The organism is Phytohabitans sp. LJ34, assembly GCF_052068095.1.
Taxonomy (GTDB): Bacteria; Actinomycetota; Actinomycetes; order Mycobacteriales; family Micromonosporaceae; genus Phytohabitans.
The window spans coordinates 32,704-51,382 of record NZ_JBQHDG010000008.1; the positions used below are offsets into that span (position 1 = coordinate 32,704).

18 protein-coding genes are annotated in these 18,679 nt (G+C 73.0%); 10 read left to right on the forward strand and 8 right to left on the reverse strand.

What is annotated here, in order from left to right; translation table 11 throughout:
* Positions 1–129 precede the first annotated feature (129 nt).
* Both ACTMTJ_RS15995 and ACTMTJ_RS16000 read right to left on the reverse strand, forming a co-directional pair.
* Positions 130–1,398 (reverse strand): MFS transporter, encoded by a 1,269-nt coding sequence (locus tag ACTMTJ_RS15995; protein WP_441217197.1) that lies wholly within the window; start codon positions 1,396–1,398, stop codon positions 130–132.
* Positions 1,395–1,946, reverse strand: a complete 552-nt coding sequence (locus ACTMTJ_RS16000; protein WP_441217198.1) for an ArsR/SmtB family transcription factor — start codon at positions 1,944–1,946, stop codon at positions 1,395–1,397. Before ACTMTJ_RS16000 ends, ACTMTJ_RS15995 begins: the two co-directional genes overlap by 4 nt.
* A 209-nt stretch (positions 1,947–2,155) precedes the next feature.
* Between ACTMTJ_RS16000 and ACTMTJ_RS16005 the strand changes: the two genes are divergently transcribed.
* The 3 genes from ACTMTJ_RS16005 to ACTMTJ_RS16015 all read left to right on the forward strand — a co-directional run bounded on the left by ACTMTJ_RS16005 (position 2,156) and on the right by ACTMTJ_RS16015 (position 6,493).
* The gene (locus ACTMTJ_RS16005) at positions 2,156–5,224 is read left to right on the forward strand and encodes a discoidin domain-containing protein (RefSeq protein WP_441217199.1); all 3,069 of its coding nucleotides are present in this window, start codon (positions 2,156–2,158) and stop codon (positions 5,222–5,224) included.
* 17 nt (positions 5,225–5,241) lie between these two features.
* Positions 5,242–5,679, forward strand: a complete 438-nt coding sequence (locus ACTMTJ_RS16010; RefSeq protein ID WP_441217200.1) for a DUF1707 SHOCT-like domain-containing protein — start codon at positions 5,242–5,244, stop codon at positions 5,677–5,679.
* A 61-nt stretch (positions 5,680–5,740) separates the two neighbouring features.
* Positions 5,741–6,493, forward strand: coding sequence for a M50 family metallopeptidase (locus ACTMTJ_RS16015; RefSeq protein WP_441217201.1), 753 nt, complete (start codon positions 5,741–5,743; stop codon positions 6,491–6,493).
* Here the strand turns inward: ACTMTJ_RS16015 and ACTMTJ_RS16020 are convergent.
* From ACTMTJ_RS16020 to ACTMTJ_RS16035, 4 genes are all read right to left on the reverse strand, one after another.
* The gene (locus tag ACTMTJ_RS16020) at positions 6,480–8,102 is read right to left on the reverse strand and encodes an ABC-F family ATP-binding cassette domain-containing protein (protein WP_441217202.1); all 1,623 of its coding nucleotides are present in this window, start codon (positions 8,100–8,102) and stop codon (positions 6,480–6,482) included. The genes ACTMTJ_RS16015 and ACTMTJ_RS16020 overlap by 14 nt on opposite strands.
* Positions 8,103–8,233: 131 nt before the next feature.
* Entirely contained in the window at positions 8,234–8,893 is a 660-nt protein-coding gene (locus ACTMTJ_RS16025; RefSeq protein WP_441217203.1) for an ABC transporter permease, read from the reverse strand.
* Complete coding sequence (locus ACTMTJ_RS16030) at positions 8,890–10,233, reverse strand: hypothetical protein (protein ID WP_441217204.1); 1,344 nt, start codon at positions 10,231–10,233, stop codon at positions 8,890–8,892. The genes ACTMTJ_RS16025 and ACTMTJ_RS16030 overlap by 4 nt, the downstream gene beginning before the upstream one ends.
* The gene (locus ACTMTJ_RS16035) at positions 10,230–10,958 is read right to left on the reverse strand and encodes an ABC transporter ATP-binding protein (RefSeq protein WP_441217205.1); all 729 of its coding nucleotides are present in this window, start codon (positions 10,956–10,958) and stop codon (positions 10,230–10,232) included. The genes ACTMTJ_RS16030 and ACTMTJ_RS16035 overlap by 4 nt, the downstream gene beginning before the upstream one ends.
* A gap of 92 nt (positions 10,959–11,050) precedes the next feature.
* Here ACTMTJ_RS16035 and ACTMTJ_RS16040 point away from each other — a divergent pair, with 92 nt between their 5' ends.
* The 4 genes from ACTMTJ_RS16040 to ACTMTJ_RS16055 all read left to right on the forward strand — a co-directional run bounded on the left by ACTMTJ_RS16040 (position 11,051) and on the right by ACTMTJ_RS16055 (position 14,253).
* Positions 11,051–12,214: a sensor domain-containing protein gene (locus ACTMTJ_RS16040; protein WP_441217207.1), complete on the forward strand. Its 1,164-nt coding sequence runs from the start codon at positions 11,051–11,053 to the stop codon at positions 12,212–12,214.
* A gap of 8 nt (positions 12,215–12,222) precedes the next feature.
* Positions 12,223–12,879, forward strand: a complete 657-nt coding sequence (locus ACTMTJ_RS16045; RefSeq protein ID WP_441217718.1) for a response regulator transcription factor — start codon at positions 12,223–12,225, stop codon at positions 12,877–12,879.
* 101 nt (positions 12,880–12,980) lie between these two features.
* Positions 12,981–13,805, forward strand: coding sequence for a phosphatase PAP2 family protein (locus ACTMTJ_RS16050; RefSeq protein ID WP_441217720.1), 825 nt, complete (start codon positions 12,981–12,983; stop codon positions 13,803–13,805).
* 16 nt (positions 13,806–13,821) lie between these two features.
* The gene (locus ACTMTJ_RS16055) at positions 13,822–14,253 is read left to right on the forward strand and encodes a bleomycin resistance family protein (RefSeq protein ID WP_441217209.1); all 432 of its coding nucleotides are present in this window, start codon (positions 13,822–13,824) and stop codon (positions 14,251–14,253) included.
* Between the two features lie 74 nt (positions 14,254–14,327).
* Here the strand turns inward: ACTMTJ_RS16055 and ACTMTJ_RS16060 are convergent, their stop codons facing one another.
* A complete protein-coding gene (locus tag ACTMTJ_RS16060; RefSeq protein WP_441217210.1) occupies positions 14,328–14,732 on the reverse strand; it encodes an SRPBCC family protein in 405 nt (134 codons plus the stop codon).
* A gap of 5 nt (positions 14,733–14,737) precedes the next feature.
* On the reverse strand, positions 14,738–15,652 hold the full coding sequence (locus ACTMTJ_RS16065; RefSeq protein WP_441217212.1) for a helix-turn-helix domain-containing protein: 915 nt from the start codon (positions 15,650–15,652) through the stop codon (positions 14,738–14,740).
* A 457-nt stretch (positions 15,653–16,109) separates the two neighbouring features.
* Here ACTMTJ_RS16065 and ACTMTJ_RS16070 point away from each other — a divergent pair, with 457 nt between their 5' ends.
* The 3 genes from ACTMTJ_RS16070 to ACTMTJ_RS16080 all read left to right on the forward strand — a co-directional run bounded on the left by ACTMTJ_RS16070 (position 16,110) and on the right by ACTMTJ_RS16080 (position 18,664).
* Positions 16,110–16,961, forward strand: a complete 852-nt coding sequence (locus tag ACTMTJ_RS16070; protein ID WP_441217214.1) for an oxidoreductase — start codon at positions 16,110–16,112, stop codon at positions 16,959–16,961.
* Positions 16,962–17,062: 101 nt separating this feature from the next.
* Entirely contained in the window at positions 17,063–17,794 is a 732-nt protein-coding gene (locus ACTMTJ_RS16075) for a methyltransferase (protein ID WP_441217216.1), read from the forward strand.
* A gap of 21 nt (positions 17,795–17,815) precedes the next feature.
* On the forward strand, positions 17,816–18,664 hold the full coding sequence (locus ACTMTJ_RS16080; RefSeq protein WP_441217218.1) for a serine/threonine protein kinase: 849 nt from the start codon (positions 17,816–17,818) through the stop codon (positions 18,662–18,664).
* Positions 18,665–18,679: the final 15 nt, after the last annotated feature.

The window sequence follows — 18,679 nt, forward strand, 5'->3', positions numbered from 1 at the left end:
GCCCGCGGGAGCAAACGGTCTACAGCTGACGCGAGCGCGGGCAAATATGTCTCCTGAGGGCAGAAACCGAAAGGTCTCCACCCGCGGCGGCCCTCGACGCGAGGCTGATTCGGGCCGCCGGCGACCGTCCTATGTCGACAAACCGACAGCGTCCTTCTCGCGGGCCGCCGGCCGCGGCGGGGCGGGGCGACGGGCGACGAGGTAGAGCGGCGCGGCCGCGGCGAGCACGCCCGCGCCCACGAGCATCGCCGTGCTGACCGAGGTCGCGTCGGCGAGTGCGGTCAGGACGAGCAGGCCGAGCGCGCCGGCGGGCTGGGCCATCATCGAGTTGAGCGAGAGCACGGTCGTGCGGTACGGGCCGTCGACCTGGCGGTGCAGCAGGCCCATGTGCACCGGGTTGGCGGCGCCGTGCACCACGTAGCAGAGCAGGTAGGCGGCGAGCACGCCGGCGGGGCCGGCCAGCAGCGCCATGCCCACGACGGTGGCGCCCTGGAGCACGCGGAGGGTGGCGCCGGTCCACGGCGCGCCGATCCGGCGGCTGGCCAGCGGCACCAGCGCCGCACCGGCCGCGGACGCGAGCCAGGCGGCCGAGCCGGCGGGGCCGAGCAGCGCGGCGGCGGTGTCGGCGTCGTCGACCACCTCGGTCAGGCGCACCGGCAGCAGCGTCTCGAACGTGATCATGCCGAAGCCCCAGAACAGCTCCACCGCGACGAGCGCCGTCAGGATCCGGGAGCGGCGCAGCAGCCCGAACGCGGCCCGGATCGTGCCGGGCACCTCGCGCACCGAGGCGGCCAGCGCTCTCGCGCCGCGTGCCGGCCGCACCTCGGTCAGCAGCGCCGCGACCGCGACCAGCGCGACCACCTGCACGGCGAGCCCGGCCAGCACCGGCACGGCGAGCGGGTTCACCCCGGGAAGCGGGTCGAGGGCGACGAGCCCGCCGCTGGCGAGCGCTCCCCCGGCGATGGCGACACCGGCGACGGCGCCACCGCGGCTGAGGCCGCTCTCGATGTCCGCCTCCGGGTCGGCGGCCAGGGCGGCGTCGACGTACCAGGCGTCGAGCGGGCCGCTGTCCAGCGCGCGGTAGATGCCTTGAAGCGCGAAGACCGCGGCGAACAGCGGCAGGGAGCCGGCGACCGCGAGGAGCCCGAACGAGGCGAGGTTGACCACGCCGGCGGCGAGCAGCACGGGGCGCCGGCCGATCGCGTCGGCGAGCCCGCCGGTGGGCAGCTCCAGCATGAGCACGATGAGGCCCTGCGCGACGCCGGCGGCGCCGACCTGGGCGAGCGTGAGGCCGCGGTCGAGCGGCAGGAGCACGAGGATCGGGATGATGAGGCCGGTCGGGAGCCAGCGCAGGCCGTGCAGAAACATGTAGCGCCGGCGGGCGCCGGTCGCGTTCATCGCGGCAGCCTCGGGAAGCCTGCGATGAAGACGAGCACCTGCTCCCCTTCGCCGGTGGCCTCGCTCCGGTAGCGCTCGATCACCGCGTGCAGCTCGTCGTTGAGCGCGCGCAGCCGGTCGGGCGGCAGCACGAGCCCGAAGTCGCTGACCTCGGCGGCGTCGCGCCAGGCCGGCGGGTGCGAGTAGTGGTCGCGCACCCAGTCGACGAGCAGCTCGGTGAACCCCCGCACCTGGTACTCCGTGAGCCAGGTCGCGGCGGCCCGGTCGTCGGGGTCGTCGGCGACGTCGCGGCTGTCCCAGCCGTGCTCGCGGTGTGCGGCCCGCCACCAGCGCTCCCGGCCCTGGCCCTGCCCGGTGTCCTCTTCCACCAGGCCGACGGAGGCGAGCTGGCGCAGGTGGTAGCTGGTCGCGCCGGTGTTGCTGCCGATCGCCGCGGCGAGCCCGGTGGCGGTCGCCGGACCGTCGAGCCGCAGCGCGCTGAGCAGGCGCGACCGGAGCGGATGCGCGAGCACCCGCAGCTGCCTGCTGTCGAGCCGGATGGGTTCCATACCGGCACCGTACCTTGCACAGAACCTATGCACAAGTCTTATGCACATGTTCTGTGCACCGGGCGGGCCTTACGGAAATCCAGTCCTTGACGCGTGGAGGGATGTCGATGACCCTGATTCTCAGAACCGCCTCTTCGGCGCTGTGGCGGCCCCTTCGCGGGTCCGCCACGGGCGGTGTGTCCCACCATCGCCCGACGCCTGGAGGTGTCATGTCGCAGTACCCCCATGCCCGTTCGCGCCGCACGCTCGCGGCCGCCCTGACCGTGGTCCTGGCCGGCCTGCTCGGCGCGGTCGCCGTCGCGCAGGGCCCGGCGGACGCGGCCGGCCCGCTGATCTCGCAGGGCCGGCCGGCCACCGCGTCGTCCGCCGAGGGTGCCGGCCTCGCCGCGCCGTTCGCGGTCGACGGCGACCCGGGCACCCGCTGGTCCAGCCAGTTCGGCGATCCACAGTGGATCCAGGTGGACCTCGGCCAGACCGCCGGCATCGACCAGGTCGTCCTCGCCTGGGAGGCGGCGTACGCGACCGGGTTCCGCGTCGAGACGTCGACCGACGGCACGAGCTGGACCCAGATCTACGCCACCACCACCGGCACCGGCGGCACGCAGACCCTCGCGGTCAACGGCTCCGGCCGGTACGTGCGCGTGTACGGCACCGCGCGCGCGACCGGTTGGGGCTACTCGCTGTGGGAGTTCCAGGTGTACGGGACGGCCGGCCCGTCCACCGGGACACCCATCTCCGAGTTCAAGAACGTCACGGCGTCCTCGTGGGAGGGCGGCAACGCACCGGCCGCGGCGCTTGACGGCCGCACCACCACCCGGTGGTCCAGCCAGTTCAGCGATCCACAGTGGATCCAAGTGGACCTGGGCGGGGCGGCCACCATCACCGGCGTGACGCTCGTCTGGGAGTCCGCGTACGCGACCGCGTACCGGATCGAGACCTCGACCAACGGCACCACCTGGACCCAGGTATACGCCACGACCGCCGGGCGGGGCGGCACCGAGCGGCCGGCCGTTTCCGGCGCAGGGCGCTACATCCGGCTGACCGGTACGGCACGGGCGACCGGCTACGGGTACTCGCTGTGGGAGTTCCAGGTCTTCGGTGCGGTCGACACGCAGGCGACTACGCCGCCGATGCTCTCCGGCCCGACCCGGCCGCCGGCGACCACCGGGCAGTTCGCGCTCAGCGCGCCGGCCAACGGGGCGATGGTCACGAACACCCGCCGGCCGCCGCTGTCCTGGGCCGCCGTCGGCGGTGCCGCCCGATACCAGGTGTGGCTCAACGTCAGCCGGACCGACTACGACTTCGCCGCGTCCGGCAACCTCGTCGACCTGTACACGAAGGTCGCCGAGCCCACCGGCACCAGTTACACACCGACCTGGGACATCGCCGACCGGTGGACCTACAAGTGGTACGTGGTCGCGGTCAACGGCTCCGGCGGCACCGTCGCCACGTCGAACATCCGCCAGTTCAGCCTCTACGTGCCCACGCTGGAGGCGGTCGCCGACGGCGTCGGGATCGTGAGCGGCGCGCGTGACCTCAACCGCGACGGCGCCATCCAGCCGTACGAGGACTGGCGGCTGCCGGTCGAGTCGCGGGTCAGCGACCTGCTCGGGCGGATGACGCTGGAGGAGAAGGCCTACCAGATGTTCTACAACGCGCAGGCCTTCGCCCAGTCGGGTTGGCACTTCGGGCCGGCCGACGCGGCCGACCTGCACGCCAACCTGCTGCGGGCGAGCGGCACCCGGCTGGGCATCCCGTTCGTCTCGGCGGGCGACACCATCCACGGGTACAAGACGGCCTACCCGACGCAGAGCGCGCTCGCCGCGGGGCGCGACTACCCGCTCGACTACAAGCTCGGCGACATGCAGCGGCGCGAGCAGCTCGAAGTGGGCACCCGCGGCGTGCTCGGCCCGCTCGCCGAGGTGGGCACGAAGGTGCTGTACCCGCGGATCCAGGAAGGGAACGGGGAGAGCGCCGAGGTCGCGGCCGCGCAGGTGCGGGCGCTCGTGGCCGGCCTTCAGGGCGGCCCGGAGCTCAACCCGGCGTCGGTGCTCGCCACGGTCAAGCACTGGCCCGGCGAGGGTGCGGGCGGCGAGGCGCTGATCGTGTACGACGCCGTCACCATCAAGTACCACATGATCCCGTTCCGGGCCGCGATCGAGGCCGGTGCGGTCAACATCATGCCCGGCTACGCGGGCAGCTCCTACCTCGACCCGGGCGGCCCGGGGGCCGGCGACAGCGCGCCGATCCTCGCCTACCTGCGGCAAAACCTCGGCTACACCGGCCTCATCACCACCGACTGGCTCCCGTCCGGCTCGTGGGTCGGCGCCGCGCGCGCCGGCTCGGACGTGATGGGCGGCGCCGACCCGGGCGCGCCCGGGTACAGCATCGGCACGTTCACGGCGGGCGTGCCGGCGGCCAGGATCGACGACGCGGTGCGCCGGGTGCTGCGGCTGAAGTTCCAGCTCGGCATCTTCGAAAACCCTTACGGCGACCCGGTCAACGGCCCGTACCGCCTCCACACGCCGCAGTACACGAGCCTCGCCAACCAGGCGGCGCGGGAGTCGATGACGTTGCTGCGCAACAACGGCGTGCTGCCGGTACGCCTCAACGCCGGCGACAACATCGTGGTGGCCGGGCCCCGCGCCACCGACTCCGGCGCCTGCTGCATATGGACGAGCTACTTCCACCAGGAGTACGGCTCGCAGAACATCCTCGAGGCGATCCGCGCGCGGGCGGCGCGGGCCGGCGTCAACGTGTACCAGGACACCGGTCCGTCGCCGAAGCTGGCGGTGGTGGCCGTCGGCGAGGGTTCGTACACCCACGCCACGAGCTGGGTGAAGGAACAGCCGTACCTGCCGGCCGACCAGCTCGCCGTCATCCAGGGCTTCCAGCGGCAGGGCATCCCGGTCGTCGTGCTCCTCGTGATGCCGCGCCCGTACGTCATCACCGAGTGGCACGAGCTGGCCGGCGCGGTGGTCGTCACCTACCGCGGCGGCGAGGAGATGGGACCGGCCGCGGCCGGGCTGCTCTTCGGCGACTACCAGCCGCGCGGCAAGCTGCCGTGGCAGCTGCCGCGCACCCTCGACCAGGTGCTGCGGCCGGGCGGCGGTGACGTGCTCGCCGACGCCAACGAGCAGTGGGACCTGCCGTACGACCTCGGCGCCACCGCCGCCCAGCGCAACGAGATCCGCGCGCGGATCGACGCCGGGCAGCCGGTGCCGACCGGCTACGGCAATCCCCTGTACCCGTTCGGTGCCGGCATGACCGGCTTCTGAGCGTCTACTGTGGTGTCGTGAGCGATCTCCAGGAGACTCCGGCGGCCCGGCTCGCGTTGCGCGTCGGGACGCCGGAGTTCGCCGCCGCGCAGGAGGCGCTGGCCGAGCACGTCGCACAGAAGCGGATCGACTCCGCGGAGTACGAGCGGCGGATGGAGCTGATCAAGGCGACCACCACGCAGGGCGAGCTGCTGCGGATCTTCGCCGACCTGCCGGAGCCGCATCCCGACCTGCCCGGCCTTCCTCCGCCGCTGCCGCTGCGCAAGGGTTCAAACCCCGACGACCTCCCCCTCTACGGCGTCGCCTGCCTCCTCGCGATGCTGCTCGGCGTCCCGGTCGCGATCGTGCTCGGCGCGGTCAACGGCTGGTGGTGGACGCTCGCGGTCCCGGTGGTGTTCTGCGTGCTGGTGGTCACCGCCATCGCGATCGTCGAGGGTCTCCGCAGCCGCCGCTGACGGAACAGCTGGAACGCTCGGGCGAGACGATTCCGGCTGGCCTCTTCGTAGCGTGTGGACGGTGCGGGCCACCCTCCCCCTCGCCGCCGCGTACGAGCCGCCGTCGGCGGCGGTCGTCGTGCTGGCCGGCATCCTCGCACTGCTGATCACCACGGTCGGCTGGCCGACACTCCGCCACATCATCGCCATGGCCCACCTGGGCGGCTACGCCACCGCCGCGTCGTTCGTCGGCAAGGTCACGGGCGTGGAGCTCACTCGTGGGCGCGCCCTGCTCAAGTACGAGCACCCCGGCAGTTGGCTCGCCAAGTTCGCGGTCGCCTGGTCGGGCTACACCGGGCCACCCGCCTTCGGCCTGCTGGGCAGCTTCCTGCTCGTGAAGGGACAGGTGGAGGCCGTCCTGTGGGTCAGCCTCGTCCTGCTCTTCCTCCTGCTGCTCAGCGTCGCCAACTGGTTCGGCCGGATCGCGGTGATCCTCACCGGCGTCGCCCTGTGGGCCGTCGCCCGGTACGCGCCGGACGGCCTGCGGGAGCTGTTCGCCGTGACCTGGGTCTGGTTCCTGCTCATCGGCGGCGTCGTGAACACCGTCGACCTGCGCCGGATCAGGCGCGCCATGAAGGCGGACAAGAAGCCGGACAAGAAATCCGACGTCGTCAAGCTCTGGCAGCTCGCCTGGATCCCGCCGCCGATCGGTGTGGCGCTCTTCTGGCTGCTCTCCGTCGCCGCGCTGGTCGTCGGCGCCGGCGTCATGCTCGGCCTGGTCGAGATGCCGTCCGCGCCGGCGGCGCCGGCCGCACCGACCGCTACGCCGACCTGACCCCGTCCAGCGCGAGCTGCCGCCCGGGCCACCGCGCCCGCAGCCAGCGGTCGTGGCTCGCGACGACCACCGCTCCCGGGCCGGTCCCCAACGCCTCCTCCAGCTCGTCGCAGAGCCGCGGCGACAGGTGGTTCGTCGGCTCGTCGAGCAGGAGCAGCTCCGGCGGATCGGCCACCAGCAGCGCCAAGGCCAACCGCCGCCGCTGCCCGACCGACAGCTCACCCACCGGCCGCGCGGCGTCGCGCGGGGTCAACAAACCCAAAGACCGCAGGGGTACCGCCTCCGCGCGCTCCGGACCCAGCTCCAGCTCGTACGTGTCGTGCGCGGTGCGGTCCGGCCGGTCGAACACCGTGTCCTGGGTCAGCAGCCCCACCCGCAGCCCGCGCCGCCGCCGTACTTCGCCCGTTCCGTGGAGCGTCCCGGCGAGCACGGCGAGCAATGTGGACTTTCCGGTGCCGTTGGCGCCGGTGACCAGCAGCCGGTCGTCGGCGGGCAGGTCGAGGCGGTCGAGGCTGAGCCGGCCGGGCACGCGCAGGTCGCGCACCGACACCAGCAAACCCTCGGCGCCACCGGTGACCAATGTGGACACCCGGAACCGCAACGGCTCGGGCGGCTTGCGCACCTGGTCGCGTTCGAGCTCGTGGAGGCGGCGGGTGGCGTTGCGCACGCGGCGGGAGACCTGCTGCTCGACCCGGTTGCCGATCATGCCGTACGACATCTTGTTCTTGTCCTTCGGCGGCCGCGCGTACCCCACCCGGTGCGCGGTGACGGTGACCGCGTGCCGCAGCTCGCCGAGCTCCTCCTGCTCCTCGGCGAAGCGGCGCTGCCAGCGTTCCCGCTCGGCGCGCTTCTCCGCCTGGTAGGCCGTGTAGCCGCCGCCGTACCGGGTCGGGCCGTCCACGGCCGGGTCGAGGTCGACCAGGTCGGTGCAGACCGCGTCGAGCAGCGTGCGGTCGTGGCTGGCGAGCACGACGACGCCGGGCAGGCCCCGCAGCTGCTCCTCCAGAAACGCGGCCGCCGCGTCGTCGAGATGGTTGGTCGGCTCATCGAGCAGCAGCGCCGACGGCCGCCGGATCAGCAGCGCCGCGAGCGCGAGGCGCCCGCGTTGCCCACCGGAGATCGAGCCGAGCGTGCGGTCGTAGGCGATGTCGCCCACGCCCAGCCCGGCCAGCATCAGCCCGGCACGGCGGTCGGCGTCCCAGGCGTCGGTCTCCTGCGCCCGGTCGAGCGTCTCGCCGTACTCCCTGAGCAGGTCGCCGTCGCCGGCGCCGGCCGGTTCGGTCGCGAGCGCGGCGGTGAGCCGGTCGAGCGCGGCCAGCACCTCGCGCGCGTCACGCAGCGCGTCGTCGACCACGTCACGCACGGTCGCGCCGAGGTCGAACGGCATCTCCTGGTGCAGGTAGCCGAGGTCCGGCGGGCGCACGACGCTGCCCCCGTCCGGCTCGTCCACGCCGGCGAGGATGCGCAGGAGGGTGGTCTTGCCCGTACCGTTCTCGCCGATCAGCCCGATGCGGTGACCGGGCGCGGCGACGAGCGAGACGCCGTCGAGCACCCGGCGCGCACCGAACGTGCGGACGAGATCATGGGCGACAAGGGGATGACGTGACACAGGACACCACCGCGGGATAGACGCTGCCGCCCGCCGGGCAGTGCCTCGGACGCGGGCGCGTGGGGTGCCTGTGGATCACATCGCCGTCCACGGTAACCACCGCGCCGCGACCCCGCAAACGATTAACCGAATCATCTCGGCGCCGCGTCGCGGCGGACGAACGTCAGCGCGCCGGCCGCCAGCGCGGCCGCCGTCCAGCCGGCCAGGGCAGCCAGGCCGGCCCGCGGGTTGCCGGGGGCGGCGCGCTCGATCCAGGTCCGCCAGCGCTCGTCGGTCACGAACTGGGTCGCGATCGGCGCGAGGTAGAGCAGCCCCAGCACCGTGCTGAGGGCGGCCGCCGTCCGCTGGAGGGTCGCCGCCACGCCGAGCGCGAGCAGAGCGATCAGCACGAGGTACGCGACGGTGCCCAGACCCGCCCGGAGCGTGCGCCCGTCCAGGTCGGGGCCCGCCACGGTCGAGGCGGCCACCGCGACGAGTGCCGCCGGCAGGACCGCGGCGGTCACGGCCAGTGCCTTCGCGGTGAACGCCACCGCGCGGGCCGGGATCGCCGTCAGCGTCGTGGCACGGCACTCCCCCGCCGCGGCCAGGACCGCCAGCGCCACCACCGCGAGCTGGCCGAGGTAGACGCCGGTAAGGCCGAGGCGGGCCGCGTCGCAGTCGGTCTCGCAGGAGGCGCGGACGGCCGTGCCCAGCCCCGCCGTCGCGACCACCGTGACCAGCGGGAGCCAGGCCGTGGCGGGCAGCGTGCGGAGCTTCGTCCACTCGGCGTGGCACGCGCGGGCGAGCCTCACGCGTCCCTCCGCCGCAGCAGCAGGTAGGCGACGGCGAGCGCGGCCGCCGCGTACCCGGCCAGCACGGCGAGGCCGGTCCACGGGCGTCCCGCCCACGGGAGCAGGAACACGTCGTCGGTCTCCCGCACCTGCTGCACCGACAAGCCGGCGACCGGGCTCAGCCGCTGGACCCACATCCCCGTGCCGGCCGGCAGCAGCGGGGTGACCGCGGCCGGCACCAGCAGGACCGTGGCCACGGCGGCGATGGCGGCCGCGCCGCGCCGCAGGATCGCGCCCAGGCCGAGGCTCAGCAGCGCGACGAGTGCCACCGCGGCGGCCGTGCCGGCCACGACCCGCAGCACCCGCGGGTCGCCGAGCGACGGGTCGGGGTAGGTGGGCGGGCGGTACCCGTTGCGCCGCAGCAGCGGCTGGGCGAGCAGCAATGCGCCGGCGGTGGCGACGAGCGCGGCCACGAAGCAGGCACCGCCGGCGACCACGGCCTTGGCGGCGAGCACCGGCCCGCGCCGAGGGCTGGCGGCGAACGTGGTGCGCACCATGTGCCGGCGGTACTCGGCGGTCATCACCAGCGCGCCCAGCGCCACCAGCGGCAGCATCCCGGCGAACGTCCCGGCCGTGGCCGCCACCACCCGGCTGCCGTCGTCGGCCTGGGCGACGATGTCACCTGGCTGAGCGGTGACGGCGTAGGTTTCCGCCGTGTCCATCGTGGACTGGCCACCGGGGACACCCACGTCCGTGCCGACCCAGGCGCCGCCCAGGCTCACCGAGTCGAACACCGCCGTCGCGGGCCGGGTGGGCACGAGCACCGGCCGGGTGGCCACCGTGCGGGTGGCGCCCGGCGACGTGGCGAACAGTCCGATCTCGACAGTCGGCGCCAGGCCCGCCATCGGCACGCTGCCCACCGGCCGCCAGGCGTGGCCGTCCGCCGAGGCGTACCCGCTGACGGTGGCGCCGGTGCGGACCAGGCGCAACCAGGAGGCCGCCGCGCCGCCCGCGATGTCCACTGTGAAGTCTGCCTGCATCCGGGTGCCGTGGCCCGGCGTGACGAGCACCGCGGCGTAGCGGGCGCCCGGCACCGCGCGCTCCTTCACCATCAGCCCGGTCATCGCCCACGGGTGGCCGCCGGCCGGCGTGCGGACGCGCGCGGTGAGGGTACCGTCGCCGGAGAGCGGTTGGTGCACGAAGCGAAACTCGTCGACGTAGGCCGCGCGGCCGTAGGTCCCGGGGTTTCCCGCCGAGGCCAGCAGCGGGAGGGCGAGCATGACCGCGGCCGCCCCGAGCAGGCACCACACCAGGCCCGGCGCCGTACACAGCTTGGTGAGCTCCGACCGCAGCAGCCTCATGCCGCACCCGCCGTGTACTCGACAGAGCCGCTGGTCAGCGCCACGTAGGCGTCCTCCAGCGAGACGCCGCCGGCGGTCAGCGCCGCCACGCTCGTGTCGGCGAGCAGCCGACCCCGCCCGATCACCACGAGATGGTCGGCGGTGCCGGCGAGCTCGGCGAGCAGGTGGCTGGAGACGAACACCGCCCGCCCCTGCGCCGCCAGCCCGCGCAGCAGCCCGCGGATCCACCGCACGCCCTCGGGGTCGAGCCCGTTGACCGGCTCGTCGAACATCAGCACCGGCGGGTCGCCCAGCAGCGCCGCCGCGATGCCGAGCCGCTGCCGCATGCCGAGCGAGAACCCGCCGAAGCGCCGCCGCGCCACCGCCGCCAGCCCCACCAGCTCGAGCACCTCGTCGACGCGGGCCGGCGGGATGCCGTTCGCGTGGGCCATCCACAGTAGATGGTCGCGGGCCCGCCGGCCGGGGTCGGGCGAGCCGGCGTCGAGGAGCGCGCCGACGTGGCGCAGTGGCGCGCGCAGCTCGTGGTAGCGGCGGCCGCCGACCAGCGCGGCGCCGGCGTCCGGCCGGTCCAGCCCGAGGATCATCCGCATGGTGGTGGACTTGCCGGCGCCGTTCGGCCCCACGAAACCGGTGACCCGGCCCGCCGCGACGGTGAACGTGAGCCCGTCCACGGCGAGCGTCCGGCCGTACCGCTTGCGCAGCCCTTGGCATTCGATCGGTCCCATGTGCTCCATCGAAGCGGCGCCGCGGCGCCGGCGCGTGAGCCCAGGCCCGCATCCACAGCTGGGGGCTAGCCCTACCGCGTACGGTGTCGGGCATGAAGGGCAGGCTGCGCGGGCTCGGGTACGTGGTATCCGGCACGGTCACCGGCGTGCTCACGCTCGTGTGGCTGCCGCTCGCGCTGGTCCTCGGCCTCGGCTTCGGCGCCCCGCTGCTCACCGCGCCGCTCGTCGCCCTCGAACGCCGCCGGCTCGCCCTCCTCGGCGGTCCCTCGCTCCCCGACCCGCACCGCCGGCCCGACCGGCCCGGTGCGGTCGCCTGGCTGCGCGCCCGCCACGCCGAGCCGGTCACCTGGCGCGAGCTGGCCTACCTTGTGCTGCACGGCACGCTCCTGCTGCTGCTCGACGCGGCTGCCACGGCGCTCGCGTTCGCACCGCTGCTGCTGCTCGGCGCGGTGACGCTGCCACAGTCCGAAGGGGACACCGCGACGCTCGACGTGGTGGTCGCCGCCGCCGTCGCCACGCTCGCGGTCGTGGCCGTGCTCGCGGTCGCGCTCGCCGCCCTGTACACGGTGGGTCTGGTCGCCGCGGCGCACGGCGCGCTGGCGCGGCAGCTGCTCGGGCCCGGCGCGGAGGCCGCGGTCCGGACGTTGACACGGTCGCGGGCGCGGCTGGTGGACGCGTTCGAGGTGGAGCGGCGGCGGATCGAGCGGGACCTGCACGACGGCGCCCAGCAACGCCTCCTGGAGCTCGGCATGACGCTCGTCGCGGTCGAGCTGGAGCTCGACGAGGACCCGGAGGCGGCGCGCCCGCTCGTGCGCAAGGCCGCCGGCCAGGCCCGGTCCGCGCTGGCCGAGCTGCGGGAGCTGGTACGCGGCATCCACCCGCGGGTCCTCACCGACCTCGGCCTGGCGGCGGCGGTGGCCGACCTCGCCGAGCGGTCGGCGGCACCGGTGCGGGTGGCGCTCGACCTGCCGCGCCGGCCGCCGTCCACGGTGGAGTCGACGGCGTACTTCGTGGTCGCCGAGGCTCTCGCCAACGCCGCCCGCCACGCGCGGGCCGCCTCCGTGTCCGTGACCGGGCACCTGGAGGGCGACCGCCTCGTGGTGGAGGTACGCGACGACGGGGTGGGCGGCGCCGACCCGGCGCACGGCACCGGGCTGGCCGGGCTCGCCGACCGCACCGACGCGGTGGGCGGCACGCTCACGCTCGCCAGCCCGGCCGGCGGGCCGACCGTGCTGCGGGCGGAGCTGCCGTGGTGACCGCCGGGCTGCGCGTGGTCCTCGCCGACGACGCGGTGCTGCTCCGCGAGGGCCTGGTGGCGCTGCTCGCCCGCTTCGGCCACGAGGCGGTCGCGGTGGTCGGCGACGCGGACGGGCTGGCGCCGGCCGTGGCCGAGCACGGGCCGGACGTGGTGGTGACCGACGTGCGGATGCCGCCCACGTTCACCGACGAGGGGCTGCACGCCGCGATCACGCTGCGCCGCGACCACCCGCGGCTGCCGATCCTGGTGCTGAGCCAGTACGTGGCCACCGCGTACGCGGACACCATGCTCGCCGCGACCGACAGCGGCGGGATCGGTTACCTGCTCAAGGACAGAGTGCTGGAGGTGCGTGACTTCGTCGACGCGGTCGAGCGGGTCGCGGCCGGCGGTTGCGTGATCGACCCGGAAGTGGTCCGCCACCTGCTCGCCCGGCAGCGCAGCCCGCTGGCCCGCCTCACGCCCCGCGAGCGCGAGGTGCTGGGGCTGATGGCCGAGGGCCTCTCGAACACCGCCATCACCCGCCGCCTCACCGTCAGCGAGAAGGTGGTCGGAAAGCACATCAACGCGATCTTCACGAAACTCGACCTGCCGCCGTCCAACGCCGACGATCATCGACGGGTACGCGCTGTGCTGGCCTATCTCCGTGGTGGGATTGAAACGTGAGCGACTGGGGCAAAGATGGCGCCGTGACGGCGGTGCAGACGAGGGTCCGAGAAGGCCGGGTGACGGCCCCGGCCGCGTGGCTCGTGGTGTTGGGGCTGGCCATGGCCGCGGGCGTCGGCCTGTTGTGGCGCTTCTTCGTGCGCACCGAGCGGGGCCAGCTGCTCGACACCGTCGCTCTGGAGGGCAACGCCATCGGCCAGGACCGGGTCGACGGGCTGGCCAGCACCGTGCTCAACGCGGTGTCCTTCGGCTCGCTCGCGGTGGCGACCATCGTCGTCGCGGTGATCGCGCTGGCCCGCGGACGGGTGCTGCTCACGGTGGTGGTCACCGCGTTCGTGGCGACCGCCAACATCGTCACCCAGGTCATCAAGCAGGGCATCTACCGCCCGGACTTCGGCGTCGACCCGGAGCGGGTGACCGCCGGCAACAGCTTCCCCAGCGGCCACGCGACCGTCGCGATGTCCGTGGTCATCGCGCTCGTCCTGGTGGTACCACCGAAAGCGCGCGGCGTCGCGGCCGTCCTCGGCGCCCTCTACGCCACCACCGCGGGTGTGGCGACCATGTCGCTCGGCTGGCACCGTCCCAGCGACGTCGCCGGCGCGGTGCTCGTCGTCGGCGGGTGCGCCGCGCTCGCCTGCCTGCTGCTGGTGCTCGCGCACGGCCGGGACGCCCGCGTGAAGACCGACGACGCCCGCCCGCTCGCCGTCGCGCTGCTGATGATCGCCTCAGCCCTGCTGCTCGCGGTGTCCGCCGGCGCCCTCTGGTGGGTCGACGGCGTCGCCACCACCCCGGTCGACGAGCTCGGCCGCGGCACGCTGATGGCCGCCTACGGGGGCGCGGCCGCGGGCATCGCCGGCGTCGTCTCGGCGGTCACCGCCCTGACCCTGGCCGCCATGCACCGCGTGGTGCCCTGGCGCACCGGCTGACGCCTACGCTGCTGCCATGACGGCGCACGTGGTCAACCCGATCCTCAACGTGAGCGACTTCGCCGCGAGCGTGCGGTGGTTCGAGACGCTCGGCTGGGAGAAGGCGTGGGACTGGGGCGACCCGCCCACCTTCGGCGGCGTCCGCTCCGGCGCGTGCGAGATCTTCCTCTGCCTCGACGGCCAGGGCGGCCGCGGCCACGGCGGCGTGGCGGCGACCTTCGGCCCGGACGGCGACCAGACCGCGGACCGGGGCGCGTGGATGTCGATCTGGGTGGACGACGTCGACGCGCTGTACGAACGCTGCGTCGCCTCCGGCATCGAGGTCACCTGGCCGCCGACCGACATGCCGTGGGGCGTGCGCGAGATGCACGTCCGGCACCCGGACGGGCACGTCTTCCGGATGAGCCACGGCATCCACGACGACCACGAGCATCCGCACCCGCACTAGCCGGCTTCGCCGGCCCCGGGTGGGGCGGCGGCCGAAGGCCGCCGCCCCACCGGTGAAGGTTTGTGGCCACCGCGCTAACCGGCTTCGACCACCCGCTTGAAGGCGGTGAGCTGGCCGCCGTCGGCGCGCCGGATCGCCGCGCGCAGCAGTCCGGCGAACGGCCGCCACACCCCTCCGGCACGGCAGTCGGCGGTCAGGGTGACCCGCGTGCGGTCGCCGTCCGGCACGCAGGTGTATGTGTACGCGGCGGTCACGCCGCCCTGCGCGGAGTGCACCACCACCGTGCGCCCCGGCTCGACCACCTCGACCCGCCCGGTGCGGTCCCGCCCACGGGCCCGGAAGGTCAGCTCCGACCCGCTCACCCGCACACTGTCCACACCGGGCATCCAGGCGGGCGCGGCCGGCCAGTCGGTGAGGCGCGCCCACACCTCGGGCACGGGACGTTCGACGGTGGTGGAGGCGGTGAAGGCGGTGGTCACGGCGGTCAGCGTGCCCGGCCACCCCGGCTAGCGTATTGGACAGACTTCACATCGACGCCCGTCTCCGGCACGAACCCCGGCGCCGCCTGGTCGGGCGTGAAGGCGGCCCGCTGAGCGGCCACGTACCGGGAAGGGGTCACCCCGGTGTGGCGCCGGAAGTCCCGGATGAAGTGGCTCTGGTCGAACCAGCCGTACGCGGCCGCCAGCCCCGGCCAGTCGACCGTCCCGTAGACGTCGATCGCCGCGAGGAGCGCCCGCAGCCGCAGGATCCGCGACAGCACGCGCGGCGACAGCCCGACGACCGCCGTGAACTCCCGGTCGAGGTGCCCGTGCGACACGCCCAACTCGGCGGCCAGCCCCGCGATCGGCCGCAGCGGGTCCTCTTCGAGCGCGGCCACCGCCGCCGCACAACGCCGCACTGCCGGTCCCGGCTCGCCGGGCGCCAGCACGCTTTGGTACAGATCGAGCGCCGCCTCGGCTTTCTTCGCCTGGTCCACCTCGGTCGCCGCCTCCGCTGTCGGCGTTTTGGAGTCGGCGAGCAGCGCGCGGCGCAGGTCCGCGGCAGGCGGCCACGCCGCGAGCAGGTCGACGACCCGCCCCCGCACCGCCGCCGGCGCCACACCGAAGAGCGCCCGACACCCGACCGGCGTCGTCACCACCCCGACGCAGTACGTCTCACCGAGCGGCTCGTTGACCACCGGCCGATCGTGCGGCCCGAGCAGGAAGCCGCCGCGCGCCACGAAGCCCGCCCCGTCCCCGGCCACCAGCCGGATCGGGTCGCCGAGCACGACAACCGCGACGCTGGAGCCCGTCGGCGCGATCAGCTCGCGCCGGTAGTCGATCCGCCCGCGCGCGAACCAAACCGACTCCACCCACGGCGCGAGCGCCTCCGGCCGGCGCGCCACGTAGGTGAACTCCACGCCCCATCCTGGCATGCTGGGACGCCGTGACCAGCACCAGCGACCTGCCCGCACGGATCCACACCGCCTGCCGCCTTACCGGCGACTTCGTACTCCGCTCCGGCCGGATAGCAGGTGGAAGCGGACCCACCACCGCTCGACGAGGTGGCCAAACGCATGGCCGGTCTCGTGCCGGAAGGCACCGAGGTACTCGCCGGCCTGGAGATGGGCGGCATCGCGGTGGTCACCGCCTTGGGCCGGCACGTGGGTCTGCCGTGCGCGTTCGTACGCAAGGCCGCCACGCCATGCGGCACCCGAAGGTTGGCGGAGGGCGCCGCGGTGGCCGGGCGGCAGGCGTCCATAGCCGCGCTCTGTGGGGTTGTTGGTCGGACATGTGCCGCAGCGGCTGTGGCCCGTCGTGGACGTCGATACCCTGAGCACCTCGTCGGTCCCCGTGCGGCCAGCGAAGGGTGGGCATATGGGCAGGGTCGCCATTGTGACCGGTGCGTCCTCGGGGATCGGCGCGGCCGCTAGCCGATGGCTGCACGAGCGAGGGTTCCAGGTTTACGCGGCCGCCCGCCGGTTGGATCGGATGGCTCCGCTCGCTGCCCTTGGTATCCGTGTGGTCAGGGTGGACGTCACCCACGAGGACGACCTGGTGGCGCTGGTCGATCGGGTGGTCAGGGAGTCGGGCCGTATCGACGTGCTGGTAAACAACGCCGGATATGGATCCTTCGGCGCGCTCGAGGACGTGTCGTTGGACGAGGCCAGGCGGCAGTTCGATGTCAACCTCTTCGGCGTGGCCCGGCTGTGCCAGCTCGTGCTGCCCCATCTTCGGGTGCAGGGTTCCGGACGCATTATCAATGTTTCGTCGGTCGGCGCGCGGATGTACCAGCCGCTGGGTGGTTGGTACCACGCGACGAAGTACGCGGTCGAAGGCCTTAGCGACTGTCTACGGGTTGAGCTCAGGCCGTTCGGCATCGACGTGGTTTTGATTCGGCCCGGCGGCATCGCCACCGAGTTCCCTGGGGTCGCCGGCGATCGGTTGCTCGCCGTCTCCGGCAACGGCGCCTATGCCGAGTACGCCCGTCGGTACGCGGCCGCGCTGTTGTCGGAGGCTAAGGGCATCTCATCGCCCTCGGTCGTCGCCCGGGCGATCGGCCGGGCCGCTACGGTGCGGCGGCCGCGTGCTCGGTACGCGGTCGGGCGTGGTGCGAAAGCGGCGTTGCTCGCACGGTGGCTTCTGCCCGACCGTGCCTTCGATCGCGTGTTGGTGGGGCTGTTCAGCCTCATAGCCATCGTTGCCGCCCGGAGCGCCAAACGTGTCTGAGGCTCCGCTGCGGCCCTACGGTCGGGTCGCTGCCAAAGCTCATGAGGTCCTCGCGGTCATCGATGTGTAACTACACTTCGTTGGTGCCGACTTCGTACTGGATGCTGGTGTTTCTGGAGTTCGCGCTCGCCGTGGTCACCTTCGTCGCGCTGCGTTTCATAACCGCGCCGTACGGTCGCCACCTACGCGAGGGGTGGGGCGTTACCGTGCCGGCGCGGGCCGGCTGGCTGGTCATGGAGAGCGTCTCGTCGCTGTTGTTCGTGGTTGTCTTCTGGTCCGGGCCGAGGCGGACCGATCTGGTGGCGCTGGTGCTGTTCGCTATGTGGCAGAGCCACTATTTGTACCGCGCCTTTGTCTACCCGTTTCTGCTGCGGGGTGGAAGACGTATGCCGGTTGTGGTGGTCCTGCTCGCCATCGCGTTCAATGTGCTCAACGCCTCGATCAATGCCTACTGGATTGGCACGCTCGGGCAGTACCCGGTTGGTTGGTTGGCCGACCCGCGGTTTCTGATCGGCGTGGCGCTCTTCGCCAGTGGCCTGACGTTGCACGTGTGGGCCGACCGTAAACTCCGCCGCCTGCGGGCGTCCGCCGGCGATGGATACCACATTCCGTACGGCGGCGCGTACCGATGGGTCTCCTGCCCGAACTATCTCGGCGAGATAGTGGAATGGACCGGCTGGGCACTCGCCACCTGGTCACCCGCCGGACTCGCATTCGTGGTCTACACGGTGGCGAATCTCGCGCCCCGGGCCATAGACCACCATGCCTGGTACCACCAGCGGTTCCCCGAATACCCGGCGAAGCGGCGCGCTCTGATCCCGTACGTCATATGACGCTGAGCGATACTCGCGGCTGTGAAGGAAGGGCATCTGGCTCGCATGTTGAGTTTGGATTGGATCGACTGCGCCCCCGAAGAGCACCTCCGCGATGCCGGAGCGATCTTCGCGGTGTTTGACCACCAAGACTCTGGCAACGTGTCGTACGGCGTAGAGGTCGGCGGTGGACGGTACTTCGTCAAGACCGCCGGAAGCCCCGAACTCGACCTGCCGCATCTCACCCACGAGCAGCGGGTCAGGTTGCTGCGCAACGCGGCCCGAATCGGTCAGGCTTACCGGCATGCGGCCCTGCCGCTATTGAAACGCGTGATTGAGTCGCCGCACGGACCGATGCTGGTCTACGGCTGGGTTGATGGCGAGTTGCTCGGTGTCCCTCGCGATACCCGCGATGATCCGGCGTCGACGTTCTACAGGTTCCGGCACCTGCCGATCGAGCGCATCGTCGCCGCGCTCGACACCGTCGTCGACGTTCACGACCTGCTCGGCCGAGGCGGCGAGGTGGCCTGCGACTTCTACGACGGGTGCCTGCTCTACAACTTCACTACCCACCGCTTGTCTATTATGGACCTGGACAACTACCATTCTGGCCCGTTCCGTAACGAGATGGGTCGGATGTTTGGGTCTACCCGCTTTATGGCACCGGAGGAGTTCGTAAAAGGCGCGATGATCGACCAGCGGACCTCCGTATTCACACTCGGGCGTACAGTGCTGGTTCTGCTCGGTGACGGCACGATGAACCGGGAGGCGTTCCGCGGTCCTGACAGGCTCTGGAGCGTCGCGATGCGAGCATGCGAAACCGAGCCCGAACGGCGTCATAGCAGCCTGGCGGAGTTCTGCGCGGACTGGCACACGACCAGGTCGACGTAACGCGTCACCGGGTGA